The sequence below is a fragment of the Leptotrichia sp. oral taxon 223 genome (assembly GCF_013394795.1).
Taxonomy (GTDB): domain Bacteria; phylum Fusobacteriota; class Fusobacteriia; order Fusobacteriales; family Leptotrichiaceae; genus Leptotrichia.
In genome coordinates this window covers 612,377-626,157 of the sequence record NZ_JABXYU010000001.1, presented here as the reverse complement: position 1 = coordinate 626,157, position 13,781 = coordinate 612,377, and the positions used below count along the sequence as shown (strand labels likewise).

The following is a 13,781-nucleotide window of genomic DNA, read 5'->3' as shown; positions in this document are numbered from 1 at the left end:
AAATCGACGGAGCTTTTATTTGTTCAGCTACGACTGTTTGACGACTGAAAGGAGGAGTTTCGGAGTTGGGCAAATAAAAGTCGTAGTCTAGCCATAGGTGCAGGATTTGCGGCAATGAGCAATCCTGCGAAAAAAAGAAAGAAAACAGTAAAAATAGTAAAAACTGATATTAAATAAAACAATCTAATATTAAATCTTGATTCTTTATTATCTTGCATTCTTCCAAAATTGAAGATTAAGTCTCATATTTATCCTTGTAAAAACAGTTTTTTAAAAAAATGAAAAAGACGAATTACTGTTAAAAATATTGACAATTATAAAAAGATATAATATGATGTATTTATGAGAAGATGATGTTAATTAGAATTGTAGGTTAATTTAGGGAAAGAGACTCACTTGTAGAAATTAGTAACTAATATGAATTTCTAAAGAAAAAATTATAAAAAATGAACAAATTATAAATGAATATCGGAAAAGTCTTTTAGTTACTAATTTATGGCTTTTTCGATTTTTATATAAATAATAAAAAATACAGGAGGATGTTAGGATGACGGATATTGAAATTGCTCAAAATGCGAAATTGAAAAAAATCGGTGAGATTGCAGAAAGTATTGGGCTTATGGAGGATGATTTTGAGCCTTATGGGAAATATAAGGCTAAAGTTAGTTTGGAAGTGCTAAAAAGAAATGCAGGGAAAAAAGATGGGAAATTGATTTTGATGACGGCTGTTACTCCTACGCCTCCAGGGGAAGGAAAGTCCACTGTTACTGTTGGATTGACTCAGGCGTTGAACAAGTTTGGGTATAAGTCGATTGCCGCACTTAGGGAGCCGTCTTTGGGGCCTGTGTTTGGGATGAAAGGTGGAGCTGCTGGTGGCGGAATGTCGCAAGTAGTACCTATGGAAGAGATAAACTTGCATTTTACGGGGGATATTCACGCAATTTCAGCTGCACATAACTTGATTTCTGCGTGCATTGACAATCATATACATTTTGGAAATGAACTTGATATTGATGTGAATAATATTACTTTTAAACGTGTGCTTGATATGAATGACAGAAATTTAAGAAGCATTGTCGTTGGGCTTGGACCAAAAGTGAATGGCGTGCCTCGTGAAAATTCGTTTCAAATAACGGTTGCTTCGGAAATTATGGCGATTTTCTGTCTTGCTGACTCTATTACCGATTTGAAGGAAAGAATTGGCGAAATAGTTTTTGCATATGACAGAAAAGGGGAAATGCTTAAAGTTAAGCAGCTTAATATTCAAGGGGCAGTAGCTGCATTGCTAAAAGATGCAATAAAGCCTAATTTGGTACAGACTTTAGAAAACACTCCTGTATTTATTCACGGTGGACCTTTTGCGAATATTGCACATGGATGTAATTCGTTGCTGGCTACAAAAATGGCTTTGAAATTGTCGGATTATGTGGTTACGGAAGCTGGATTTGCGGCTGATTTGGGAGCTGAGAAATTTTTGGATATAAAAGCTAGGCTTGGGAACTTGGAGCCAAATGTTATTGTAATCGTTGCGACAGTTCGTGCATTGAAGCATCACGGCGGAGACAAGGATTTGAAGTCGGAAAATATTGAAACATTGACAAAAGGACTTGTAAACCTTGAAAAACATATTGAAAGCATGCAAAAGTACAATTTGCCAGTTGTTGTGGCAATTAACAAATTTATAACTGATACTGACGCTGAAATTCAAGTGATAAAAGACTTCTGTGCAAAAATGGACGTGGAAGTTGCCAACTGCGAAATCTGGGAAAAAGGTGGAGAAGGTGGAAAAGAGCTTGTGGAAAAAGTTATGAACGCCATTGAAAAGAATGAAAAATCAGATAAAAAATACACTCCACTTTATGATTTAAACTTGTCAATTCAGGAAAAAATAGAAAAAATCGCAAAAGAAATTTACGGAGCAGATGGAGTGAATTTTGCACCAAAAGCACTTAATAATATTAAAAAATATGTAGAAAATGGCTATGATAAATTGCCAATATGTATCTCAAAAACACAAAAATCATTATCAGATAACCCAAATCTGCTAGGACGTCCAACAGGCTTCATAATTACAATCAATGAAGTAAGATTATCAGCTGGAGCAGGATTCTTAGTAGCAATGGCTGGAGAAATCATCGATATGCCGGGGTTGCCTAGAAAGCCAGCGGCAGAGTTAATTGACATTGATGAAAATGGGGTAATTTCAGGATTATTTTAAATTTAATATACAGATATAATAGAATGGAAAAATATAAAAATGGAAAATAAAAAGGTAAAAATGCGAAGACGGGACAGAGAAATTACAGACAACGAAAAAATAAAAGAAATTATAAAAGCCTGTGACTGTTGCCGTCTTGGCTTAAACGATAACGGAAAGGTGTATATTGTTCCATTAAATTTTGGCTTCACCGAAGAAAATGGAAACTATACATTTTACTTTCACGGTGCGAGAACAGGACGAAAACTCGATATAATAAGAAAAAACAGTCATGCAGGCTTTGAACTTGACACAAATCACGAAATTTACACAAAAGGCGATAAAGCCTGCAATTATACCGCTAGATTTCAAAGTGTAATCGGAAATGGAAAAGTTGAGATTATTGAAGATTCGCAGGAAAAAGTGAAGGCATTGCTGGAACTGATGAAACATAATACTGGAAAAACAGAATGGGAGTTTGATGAACGAATGTTGAAAGCAGTTTGTGTGTTTAAACTTGTAGTTGAGGAGATGAGCTGTAAGGAGCATGAGTAGAGGAAAAAATTTTAAAAAGGGATGTAAGGAGGGAAGATGTTAAAAACATTCACAGTTCAAAATTTTAAGAATTTTGAAAATATTACATTGGATTTTGGAAATATTGGAAATTATAATTTTAAAGAAAATATAATAGAAAATAATATAATTTCTAAAATGTTGATATTGGGAAAAAATGGAAGTGGTAAATCAAATGTCGGGCTTGCAATTTTTGATATTATTAACCATTTAACAGATAAAGAGAAAAGACTTAATGAATACAAAAATTATTTAAATTATAATTTAAGCAATAAAGATAATGCTTTTTTTTGCTACATTTTTCAATTTGATAGTGAGAAGGTAAAGTATGAATATAAAAAAATTGATAGTGAAACAATAGTAGAAGAAAAACTTTATATAAATGATAAATTGTGCATTGAGTATAACAAAAATAAAAAAATAGTAAAAATTGAAATAGAAGATTATGTTAAAAATTTTGAAAATTTTAACAAAGATTTGTCTGTTAATGAATTTGAAAAAATATCGTTAGTAAAGTATATTAAAGGAAATATCTTGCTTATAAAAGAAAAGGCATTATATAAATTTTTTGATTTCATTGACAATATGTTATGGATTCGTTCCTTGCAGGAAGGAAATACTTATATGGGTTATAGTAATGGAAGTGAGAAAATATTAAAAGGGATAATAGATTTAAATAAAGTTAAAGAATTTGAGAAATTTTTAGAAGAAGCTGGAATAAAGCAAAAATTAGTACAAAATGAGGATAGAATACTGATAGAGTTTAAGTCAGGAAAACAAGTGGATTTTTATAAAATTGCTTCAAGTGGAACTAAAATTTTGGCATTGTTATTTTTTTGGATGGAAATTTCTATAAAAAACGTAAGTTTTTTATTTATAGATGAGTTTGATGCCTATTTTCATTATTCATTATCAAAATTCATACTTGAAAGATTATTTTCAAATGACAATATAGAACAAGTAGCATTATCTTCACATTCGACAAGTTTGATAGATAATGAAATTTTACGTCCAGACTGTTATTTTGTTTTAAATGATAAAGGTAAAATTAAACAATTTTCAGAAATTACTGATAAAAAAATAGAGGAATACCACAATATAGAAAAAATGTATCGTACAGAGGTATTTGAATATGAGTAAAATTTTGATGCTTACGGAAGGGAAAGATCCTGATAAAAAACTTATAGAGCATATAATAAATGAATTTCAAATAAAAGGGGAAGCTATTTGGGCAAAAATTGGAACAATTTATGCTTTTTATAAAGATATTAAAGAAAAGTATGATGAAAATATAGACGTTATCAGATATATAAAATACAAATATTCAGATAAAATCAGTAAAGAATTTAAAGCAAGTGAAATATCTTATGTATATTTATTTTTTGATTATGATTTACATTCAAAATTAAATGAAGAATATAAAAATATTGAAAAAATATATGAAAGAATAAATGAAATATCGGAAATAAACAGTTTTTTTGAAAATGAAACCGAGAATGGTAAATTATATTTAAGTTTTCCAATGATAGAAGCGTATCATAAGCCTATTGGTTGCAATTATATTTATGAAAAAAATAACTTTGAAGAAAAGTTGGAGGATTTTAAGGTTTTTAAAAAGAAAATAAAAAATGAAACTGGAAACATGGGAATGACGGCTCTTAAATCACAATATAAGGAAATTATAAAATTTTATATTAATAATTCAGAAAACATATTAGAAATGAAATTTAAAGATGTAGAAAAAAATAAAATATTGAAATTTCAAAATGAATTACTAAAAAGTAAAAATAAAGTAAAAATTTATCCATCAATACCAATATTTCTAAATGAATATTATAAAATTGAAAAGTTACAGGAAAAACTGAAAATTTAGTATAAATTTGTTGAAAAAGGAAGAAGTGAAAAAATGTCAAAAAAATATGATTTTGAAACAATCCTAAGCAGAAAAGGGCAAGGATCGTACAAATGGGAGCAGATGTATGAAGTGCTTCCAGAGCTGGAAGACGATATTGTTCCATTTTCTGTGGCGGACATGGAATTAAAGATTGCTCCTGAGATAACGGAAGGGCTGAAGAAGTATATTGATGAGGCGGTTTTAGGGTATTCGGGGACTTATCCGAAATATTATGAGGCTGTTATAGGATGGATGGAGAGAAGGCACGGTTTTAAAGTGGAAAAAGACTGGATTTTATGTACTCCTGGAGTGGTTTCAGCTATATATGTTGCGATTAAGGCTTTTGCGAAGGAGAATGAAGGTGTGATTACGTTTACGCCTGTTTATTATCCGTTTTATAGCGCGATTACTTCAAATAAAAGAAAATTAGTGGATTGCGGCTTAGTTGAAAGTAAAAATGAGAATGGGAAAGCCAAGTATTCTATTGATTTTGAAAAATTTGAGGAATTTGCGAGAGATGAAAATAATAAGGTATTGCTTTTGTGCAGTCCTCATAATCCGCTTGGAATCGTATGGAGCAGGGAAGATTTGGAAAAAATTGGGAAAATTGCGGTTGAGAATAATTTGATTGTGATTTCTGATGAGATTCATTTTGATATTGTGATGGCTGGGCATAAACATACGGTTTTTCAGACTTTGTCAGAAAAATTTGCTGAAATTACAATAACATGTACTGCCCCTACAAAGAGTTTTAATCTAGCTGGAGCAGGAATCTCAAATATAATTATCAAAAATGAGAAACTACGTAAAAAATTCAAGACTGAAATGGAAAAAATGTCGATGCATGTTTTTGCAACATTATCATATAAGGCATGTGAACTGGCTTATACAGAAGCAGAAGAATGGCTGGATGAATTTTTGTTATTAGTTGATAAAAATCAGAAATTGGTGAATAAATTTTTTGAAGAAAAGTTCATCAATTTAAAAGCCCCGTTAATTGAGGGAACTTATTTACAATGGCTGGATTTTCGGGCATTGGGACTTAAAAATAAAGAACTTGCAGAGTTTATGAATAAAAAAGTAAAAATATTCTTTAGTGAGGGATATACGTTTGGAAAGGCTGGAGATGGATTTGAGAGGGTAAATCTGGCTGTGCCAACGAAATATTTGGAAAAAATGCTGGAAAGGCTTTATGAAGTGCTGAAAGTTGAATTTCCGAAATTTTGTAAATAGAATTTGATTTTATGTTTTACTTTTTTAGGGGTATTGTGGTATAATATACAAGAAAAATGAAATTTTCTACTTGAATAAAAATTTTGTAAAAAAGGATGGAGAGATATTAATGAAAAAAGTGAGCAACTTTTTGATTGATGAGTGGAAATGCTGTAGAAAGAATAGATGTAGGAGGGGAGTTCGTGACAAAAAAATTGGATAGTATTATTGAAGCAGGAAAAGAAAAATTGAAAATGAAAAAATGGAAGAAAATGGAAATCGGAGTATTGGCATTAATTAATACAGTTATAGCATTTAATGCAAGTGCGGAGCCATTAAACATGCCAAAGGAATATTCTGAAAATATTACGGTAAAGGGGCAGGAAAAGGACGTATTTGATTACGACTTTAACAGTGACGGAATCAATGAGAAAGTTGTCGTAACTTATAATCTGGTGGATAACTTGATTGGCGCAGTTCTTTCAATTTATACAAATCAGGGAGGAAAAGAAATTTTGACATATCAGGTAGCTTTTGATAAAAAGTTTGACATTCTGGAACTTCAGGCAATGCAAAAAATGCTTGACAAGGTGAAGGAATACTATCCTGAGTATTCTAAAAATATTCAGCCTAATGAAACTAGATATATTACAATTTATGGGGATAATAGAAATAATGACATAATTTTTGATAAAATAAAATTCAATAACCATGCACCGGAAAATACAAATAATTTTTTATTTATAAAAAGAGCATCTAGCATGTTAAATGCTCCAAATGGAAATGCTGTGGCACATCTGAGCTTTAGTGAAAAACCTGAAATATTATTTGATATGGTGTCAGATGCCGCAAATAGCCAGACAAGATGGTATTATACAGAATTTACAAAAAGAGCCAGCACTAATGTGAGCAGAAAAACTAGCAAGGATAAAAATGGTAAAGTTGTTGCAGAAAATCCAGTGACTGTCAGAGGATTTATTGCGGGAAGTGAAGATAATGTTTCACGAAGAGGATTCCATTGGGACAAAATGATTAAAAAAATTGAAATTGTAAATAAATTTATTGATACGGCAGTTAAAGCTAATGAGGAATTGTATATTGTTACAGAATATAGGCCTTTATCACGTGACAAACCTAGTGAAAAGGATAGATTTGGAAATAAAAACAATCAAAGTATTGTAGGTTATACAAATTCTAAAAAAGAAGGAGAAAAAATCAATATTCCTGATCAGTCAATTTTTAAAATAATTGGTGAAGAAAATAATATGCTAAAAATTGAAACACCATTTTATGGAGGGCCTTACTTTATCGAAAAAAATGAAGATGCCTATAAGAAAGTGGAAAATATAAAAGGTGAAGTAAATAAATTTATTGCAATTGATCCAAACAGTCAAGCAGAAGTGCTTTTCCAAAGAATTCCTGAAACTGAAAAATATGAAGTTGTAACATATTCGTATGTAACAACAGGAAAAGACGGATGGGGTTCATATGAAACGCCACATGGAGCATTCCTGATAGCTTTCACAAGGCCATATATGACATTTACAAGACACGCAAGAGAAGGGGATAAAACTCTTCCTGGAAGATCTGACTTGACTATCGGTGGAAGTGCCAGATATGCTGTAAGATTTAGTGGTGGAGGTTATATGCACGGAATTCCTGTAGGACTTAATTTTAGAGGCTCTACATTAAACACAGGAACAGCCCATAAAATAGGAACATACAAAGATTCTCACAAATGTGTAAGACACTTTGATGATCAGATTGAATTTATTGTCAAATGGATAAATGCAGACAGTAAAATCAGGGATAGGGATAATACAATTCCTGAAGAGCCTGTAATAGCAGTAGTTTTATAAATAAACCTTAAAACAAACAATAAGGAGAATTAAATTTATGATAAAAAAAATAAATTTACAAAAAATAAAATTTTCAGTAGTAATATTGGTAATACTTTCTGCAATGTCAATTAATACTTTTTCAGCGCCAAAGGAAGTAAAAAAATTAGAATGGAAGCAAATTTCACTGGAACCTGATTTAGATGGAGATGGAATTAAGGATAAAATAGATGTGGATTATGCAGTAGAAGGAAATAATGTACATTTAAAATTTACTCCTTACGTATTTAACGAAAAAGCTAAATTTACAAGAGGAAAAAGTGTAGAAAAAACGATAACTAAAACTGAATTTGAAGCAAAGTTTGATACTTTTATAAAAGGCTTTATAGCAGAATATCCAAAAAAAGGTGGAGCAGCATCTGCACAAAAACCAAAAACACAAACTTCAAAACCGGAAAAGAAACAGGAAACACAGCCAGTAAAGGAAATTAAAACTAATGAAACAGACAAAAAGCCTGTTTCACAAAAAAAAAATAAAGACGATTCTAAAGGAAATCAGAAAAACAGCCAAGCCGTAGGAAATAATAAACCTGCGGAAACTCCAAAACAGTCTAATATGGAAAAGGCTCAAGATTCTGTAATTGAAAAAAAGCAAAATGAATCGAAGGAAAAAGAACCGAAAGAAACAGCCAAAGCACCTAAAAATATAAATTCAATAAAAGGGCAGTATTCGTATGTTAAGGAATTTAATACTCAAAGGCCAAAAAACTTGACATTTGATTTTCAATATGACAAGCATTCTCCAAAGGAAATGGATGAATTTGTCTTTGTAAAAACGGCAGCAAGCATAAGAAAAGAACCAAATTCTAACGCCAAATCCATAAAGTCAGCAGCCTATTCTCATAAATATAAAACAACAGGCATTGTCAAAACTAACAGTGGAAATAAATCTGATGAATGGTATGAACTGTTTTTTGATAACCAGGTTGGATATATTCCAAAATCTGCTGTTGAAAAAAGGGAATTTGACTGGAATGATATGATGGCAAAAGTTGACAAGACAAATAAATTTATAAGAGAGGCAGTTAGTGCAAATAAAAAAATATATGTATTAGATGATTATGTTCCACTTGGCGGCGGTGAATCTGGAAAGCGGGATAAGTTTGGGAATCGTGCAAATCAAAGTGAATTTGGATATACAGATAAAAGTTTTAAAGACTATATAAATATTCCAGATAGGACTATTATGGTTGTAGAAGATGAAAATGACAAATATGTGAAAGTTAAAATAGATGCCTACGATAATGGCACTTATTACTTAAAACCTTCTACAAAAAGATATTTAAAAGATGCAGGAATTACTGGGGAAATAACAAGATTTATTTATGTTGACAGAGCCAGCCAGGATGAAATAGTTATTGAAAAATCTGGAAGCGGCTGGAATGTCGTAACTTCTTCATTTGTAACAACAGGAAAAGATGCTGGAAATTCATTTGCTACACCATACGGGACTTTTTTAATCGCCTACTCAAAACCGGTAATGTCCTACACAGGTTCTGGAAGTAATGCCGTTGTTGGTGATGCAAGATATGCAGTAAGATTTAGTGGTGGTGGATATATGCACGGTATTCCGTCACTCTTTGAGCCAAAAAATACAAGAGAGCAAAGAAAGGCTGCAACAGCCAAAAAAATTGGAACTTATCCAGAATCTCATAAATGTATAAGACATTACGATGATCAGATTAAGTTTATTTATGACTGGTTAGGAAATTCAACACCAGGAGATTCAGAAGGCCTTAGAGTGCCTAGCGTTCCCACAGTTATGTTAGTTAAATAAATTTTTTAATATAGTATTTTTGAAATTAATTCAGATGTTTGGGAAAATCCATCTCTAAAAAAAACCTTTTGGAAACACGTATTATTCAAAAGGATAGTATGTGTTTTTTATTTGTCTAAAAAATAGGGAAAAGTTTAATTAAATAAAAATAAAAAATTATGAGGAGGAAAAATTTTGGAATTTTTTAGAAACTTTCAGTTTGGAGTAAATGAATTAATGTGGTTGGGATATTTGCTGCTTAATTTTACAGCGGTTATTTTGGCTTATAGATTCTGGGGAAAGGCAGGACTACTTTCAATTGTGCCGCTTTCAATAGTTATTGCGAATATTCAAGTTGGGAAGATGATGACCTTGTTTGGTGTGGATACGACTATGGGAAATATTGCATTTGGAGGGATTTATCTGGCATCGGATATTCTTTCGGAAAATGAAGGCAAGAAGTATGCTAGAAAAGTGGTTTCGCTTGGGTTTGCCTCAATGCTGTTTACGACGTTTATTATGCAAATTGTCTTGAAAATACAGGTGGCGCCATCTGACACTATGCAAGGTGCGCTAAGCCAGATATTTGGATTTATGCCAAGACTGGCAATAGCAAGCGTAACAGGATTTGCGACATCACAAGCATTTGACATCTGGTCTTATCAAGTAATAAGAAAGTTACGTCCAAGTTTTAAGGATATATGGATCAGAAATAATGCAAGTACGATGTTGAGCCAGATACTTGATAATATAGTTTTTTCATTTATGGCATTTTTAGGGAAGTATCCATTAAATGATATAATTGTAATTATATTTTCAACATATTTCCTAAAAATAGTAATTGCATTGCTGGATACTCCATTTGTATATATTGCGACAGTTTGGAAAAATAATGGGAAAATAAATGAAGATTAATGAAAAGGAATAAAGATGATAAGATATAGTGTGATAAAAGAAAAAAATCCTAGAGAAATAGTGCTTTTAAAAGGATTCAGCTGTGCATACGGAAAATGTGCATTTTGTAATTATATTTTAGATAATACGGATGATGAAGAGGAAATGAATAGGACAAATTTAGAGGCGATTAATCAGATTACTGGAGAAACAGGAGTTTTGCAAGTTATAAATTCTGGCTCCGTCTTTGAGTTGAACGATTTTACGCTTTCTAAAATTAAGGAAGTTTGTCGTGAGAAAAATATAAAAATATTGTATTTTGAAGCGTATTTTGGGTATATAAACAGGCTTAATGAAATTAGGGAATATTTTAGTGAGCAGGAAGTGCGGTTTGCTATTGGAATGGAAACTTTTGATAATGAATTTCGTACAAAAGTGCTTACCAAGAATTTTGTTACAAATAATAAAGTTTTGGAAAAAATAAAAAAGGAATATAAAATGGGGCTTTTTATGATTTGTATAAAAGGGCAGACAAAGGAAATGATTTTGCGTGATATAGAGCTTGCTCAGGAGTATTTTGACGAAATTGCACTAAGTGTGTTTGTGAATAATGATACAAAAGTAGAGCGGGATGAGGAGCTTGTAAAATGGTTCTTGACAGAGATTTATCCAGAATTGAATAAAAATCAGAATATTGAAATTCTTGTTGACAATAAAGATTTTGGAGTATATGTACAATAAAAGGGGTTACTCCCTTTTATTTTTTGGAACTCCAATCCCATTTTCAAACATATCAATTTCATTTTCCAATTTCTTTAAGTCACTTCGGACATAATGCTCATTATCGCTTCCAAGTCTAAAAGTTCGTATTAATGGACTATTTTTATGATTTACTTCAAACATATATTCCTCCACAACCATCTTTTTACGATTATTAGTCAAATCATCCTCAAAATCTATAACAAGTGTCACATTCAAATCAGAAAGTTCATTAATATCAATCCCTTTTTCATTTACTAAATAGTTTAAAATACTTTGCTTTATTACAAATTCAAGTTCTTCTTCAATTATTTCACGTGGTTTTTCAATATTTTGCGTTAAATACAAAATAGCCTTATCTAAAAAAATCATCTTTTTTCCTCTCTTTTTAATGAATTATATAAATTTATTCCTAAACATTCAATTAAATTATTTTCTAAATTTTTTTTAGAGTTTTTTGTTAATAATAGTTTTTTCTTTTATTTTTATGTTTTTTTATCTCTTTAAAGCAAGGGAAATCAATCGCCATTTCCCTTCATTTCGCAATAATAGTTATTTTAACATATTTAAATAATGGCATATTAAAGAGAATGGCGAAAGTGCTACGCACTATCCCTGGCTCGTCTAAGCATTTTTTGAAAACAAAATCGAAACTCGCTACGTAAAACTTCGCTCAAACAATCGATTTTATTTCCAAAAAATCACGACACTTTTCAGTTTAATTATAATGGTTAATTTAACTAAAACAAAAATTAGTAAAAATTTTGTTAAAAAAATATTTGTTATGATTTTTCGAGATTTTAATTTTTCAGTAAAAAACTAATATTAAATAAAATACGAAAAAACATTTATTAATCAAAAAAATCTAAAAAAAATTTAGAAAATAACTTAATTGTTGATTTTAAAGAATAGACTTTAAATAGATTATACAATAAAAAAACTTTAAAAACAAATTTTTTAAGTTGCCTTTAAAGTTTTTATAAAATTGATAAATTTTTCAAATTAGAATTTATGTGTATAACCAAGTGTGAATACGTTTATGTTTTTGTCGTATTTTACTTTTGATTTATCAATGTGGATTCCTGGAAGTGAAGTTTGTTCACGTTTTCCATTGGAAGAATTATAATTTACGTGGGCAATTCCGAATTTCCATTCTGAAGATTCTGTTGGCTTATATGTTAGCCCTGTTGCGTAAATTTGTGAATTTATTGCAAATTCTACATCAGAGAATGATTCTCTTTTGGCACCTGTATCTGCATAATTGAATCCAGCGTGCCAAGTAAATTTATCGTTTATTCTGTAATCTACTCCAAAGTTTATTTCATACCCGTCGTTATATTTAAATCTGTCCATTTTTGCGGCTTTGTTGAAGTAATGTGTGTATCCGCTTGAAAGAGTCCATTTATCAATGTCCTTTGATACTCCTAATGCTAGAACTCCTGGCAAGTCACGTCTTGAATGTACACCGTCTGCATATTCAGGATAGAAGAATGAAATTCCAAGAGAATGTCCTCTAAATAACATTTTGTTGTTTTCTTCGGCTTTTGACTTAAATTTTAATTTTACAGGAGTTTCGTACTTTACTGCAAAGTTTAGAGTGTCAGTTGGCTTGTAGTCAAAGCCGATAACTGCTCCGATACCTTTAGCGTCACGTTTTGAATTCATTGTTAAATAATTTCTGCTAAGCCCGATTGCAGCACCTACACGTGAATTGTAGCCATACTGAGCTTCCCCGTCAAGTTTTCTATGGGCGTAAACATATTTTAGCCCTCCTGACATTGAGAAGTTGTCGTTAATTTTATATGCTCCGCCAAGCATTAGCTGATAGTAACGGTTTTGCCCCGTAAAACGGTTTTTTACAACAGTTGAGCCAAGTCTGCCGCCTGTTAAGTTATCAAAAGTTTCACTAGCCAGTTCGATTCCCGCTACGCCATTTTTATAACGTAAAGTCGCTCCACCTGCGATAACGCTTAAATTTCCGAAAAGTGAATAGTTATCTTTTTTGTGAAGAAGGTTAAAAGATGGCGCTCCTGCATATCTGTCTGATTTGAGTTTTTTTCCGTTCAATGTCATTGACTCTTCAATTAGTGAATTTTGCAAGTTTGCATTTATATAAGTCCCGTCGTCTAAAAATACAGTTCCTGCCGGGTTGTAAAATACGCCTTCCACAGAAATTTGTCCAGTTTGAGAAGGATTCTGGAAGTATGCTGCTGAGTTATTTGATAAATAGTCGATACTTGCTGCATTTGCGAAAATCGCAGTTAAAATTGACATAATTGCTATTTTTAATTTCATAAAAACTCTCCTTTTTGCTCTAATAATTTATTTTTATACTTTCAAATTTAATAATAAAAATCTAAGTACACAATAATATAACATGTGTTATATAAAAAGTCAACAAATTTATTTTGATTATAAAATTATTTATTGTATAAATTTTTATAAATTTACTTGGTAATATAGATAAAATTTTATATAAAATAAAATTAAGCATTATAAAAAATTAATAAAACATATAAAAAATATATGATTAAACCTTTGACAATATATTATTTATATACTATAATTATAGCATAAATAAGAATTCTAAAACCAATT

At 30.9% G+C, this 13,781-nt stretch carries 11 protein-coding genes; 9 read left to right on the top strand and 2 right to left on the bottom strand.

Features of this window, described 5'->3' with window-relative positions:
* Window positions 1-547 precede the first annotated feature (547 nt).
* From HW275_RS03000 to HW275_RS02960, 9 genes are all read left to right on the top strand, one after another.
* Complete coding sequence (locus HW275_RS03000) at window positions 548-2,218, top strand: formate--tetrahydrofolate ligase (protein WP_178935039.1); 1,671 nt, start codon at window positions 548-550, stop codon at window positions 2,216-2,218.
* 39 nt (window positions 2,219-2,257) lie between these two features.
* Window positions 2,258-2,752, top strand: coding sequence for a pyridoxamine 5'-phosphate oxidase family protein (locus HW275_RS02995; protein WP_178935037.1), 495 nt, complete (start codon window positions 2,258-2,260; stop codon window positions 2,750-2,752).
* Between the two features lie 36 nt (window positions 2,753-2,788).
* Entirely contained in the window at window positions 2,789-3,910 is a 1,122-nt protein-coding gene (locus HW275_RS02990; protein WP_178935035.1) for an ATP-binding protein, read from the top strand.
* Window positions 3,903-4,643 carry a hypothetical protein gene (locus HW275_RS02985; protein ID WP_178935033.1) on the top strand — a complete coding sequence of 247 codons (741 nt, stop codon included), beginning with the start codon at window positions 3,903-3,905 and terminating at the stop codon, window positions 4,641-4,643. The genes HW275_RS02990 and HW275_RS02985 overlap by 8 nt, the downstream gene beginning before the upstream one ends.
* 33 nt (window positions 4,644-4,676) lie before the next feature.
* A complete protein-coding gene (locus HW275_RS02980; RefSeq protein ID WP_178935031.1) occupies window positions 4,677-5,897 on the top strand; it encodes a MalY/PatB family protein in 1,221 nt (406 codons plus the stop codon).
* 182 nt (window positions 5,898-6,079) lie between these two features.
* The gene (locus HW275_RS02975; RefSeq protein ID WP_178935029.1) at window positions 6,080-7,735 is read left to right on the top strand and encodes a L,D-transpeptidase; all 1,656 of its coding nucleotides are present in this window, start codon (window positions 6,080-6,082) and stop codon (window positions 7,733-7,735) included.
* Between the two features lie 37 nt (window positions 7,736-7,772).
* A complete protein-coding gene (locus HW275_RS02970; RefSeq protein ID WP_178935027.1) occupies window positions 7,773-9,551 on the top strand; it encodes a L,D-transpeptidase in 1,779 nt (592 codons plus the stop codon).
* A gap of 174 nt (window positions 9,552-9,725) precedes the next feature.
* Window positions 9,726-10,445, top strand: a complete 720-nt coding sequence (locus HW275_RS02965; protein ID WP_178935025.1) for a queuosine precursor transporter — start codon at window positions 9,726-9,728, stop codon at window positions 10,443-10,445.
* A gap of 15 nt (window positions 10,446-10,460) precedes the next feature.
* The gene (locus HW275_RS02960) at window positions 10,461-11,165 is read left to right on the top strand and encodes a radical SAM protein (RefSeq protein WP_178935023.1); all 705 of its coding nucleotides are present in this window, start codon (window positions 10,461-10,463) and stop codon (window positions 11,163-11,165) included.
* Window positions 11,166-11,171: 6 nt separating this feature from the next.
* On the opposite strand, the gene HW275_RS02955 is transcribed toward HW275_RS02960, so the two are convergent.
* A complete protein-coding gene (locus HW275_RS02955) occupies window positions 11,172-11,555 on the bottom strand; it encodes a hypothetical protein (protein ID WP_178935021.1) in 384 nt (127 codons plus the stop codon).
* Between the two features lie 630 nt (window positions 11,556-12,185).
* Window positions 12,186-13,478, bottom strand: coding sequence for an OmpP1/FadL family transporter (locus HW275_RS02950; protein WP_178935019.1), 1,293 nt, complete (start codon window positions 13,476-13,478; stop codon window positions 12,186-12,188).
* Between the last annotated feature and the right edge of the window lie 303 nt (window positions 13,479-13,781).

What these genes read in the sequence shown, in the direction of transcription:
- HW275_RS03000 (WP_178935039.1), top strand. Translation starts at nt 548, where the DNA reads ATGACGGATATTGAAATTGCTCAAAATGCGAAATTGAAAAAAATCGGT.
- HW275_RS02995 (WP_178935037.1), top strand. Translation starts at nt 2,258, where the DNA reads ATGGAAAATAAAAAGGTAAAAATGCGAAGACGGGACAGAGAAATTACA.
- HW275_RS02990 (WP_178935035.1), top strand. Translation starts at nt 2,789, where the DNA reads ATGTTAAAAACATTCACAGTTCAAAATTTTAAGAATTTTGAAAATATT.
- HW275_RS02985 (WP_178935033.1), top strand. Translation starts at nt 3,903, where the DNA reads ATGAGTAAAATTTTGATGCTTACGGAAGGGAAAGATCCTGATAAAAAA.
- HW275_RS02980 (WP_178935031.1), top strand. Translation starts at nt 4,677, where the DNA reads ATGTCAAAAAAATATGATTTTGAAACAATCCTAAGCAGAAAAGGGCAA.
- HW275_RS02970 (WP_178935027.1), top strand. Translation starts at nt 7,773, where the DNA reads ATGATAAAAAAAATAAATTTACAAAAAATAAAATTTTCAGTAGTAATA.
- HW275_RS02960 (WP_178935023.1), top strand. Translation starts at nt 10,461, where the DNA reads ATGATAAGATATAGTGTGATAAAAGAAAAAAATCCTAGAGAAATAGTG.
- HW275_RS02955 (WP_178935021.1), bottom strand. Translation starts at nt 11,555, where the DNA reads ATGATTTTTTTAGATAAGGCTATTTTGTATTTAACGCAAAATATTGAA.
- HW275_RS02950 (WP_178935019.1), bottom strand. Translation starts at nt 13,478, where the DNA reads ATGAAATTAAAAATAGCAATTATGTCAATTTTAACTGCGATTTTCGCA.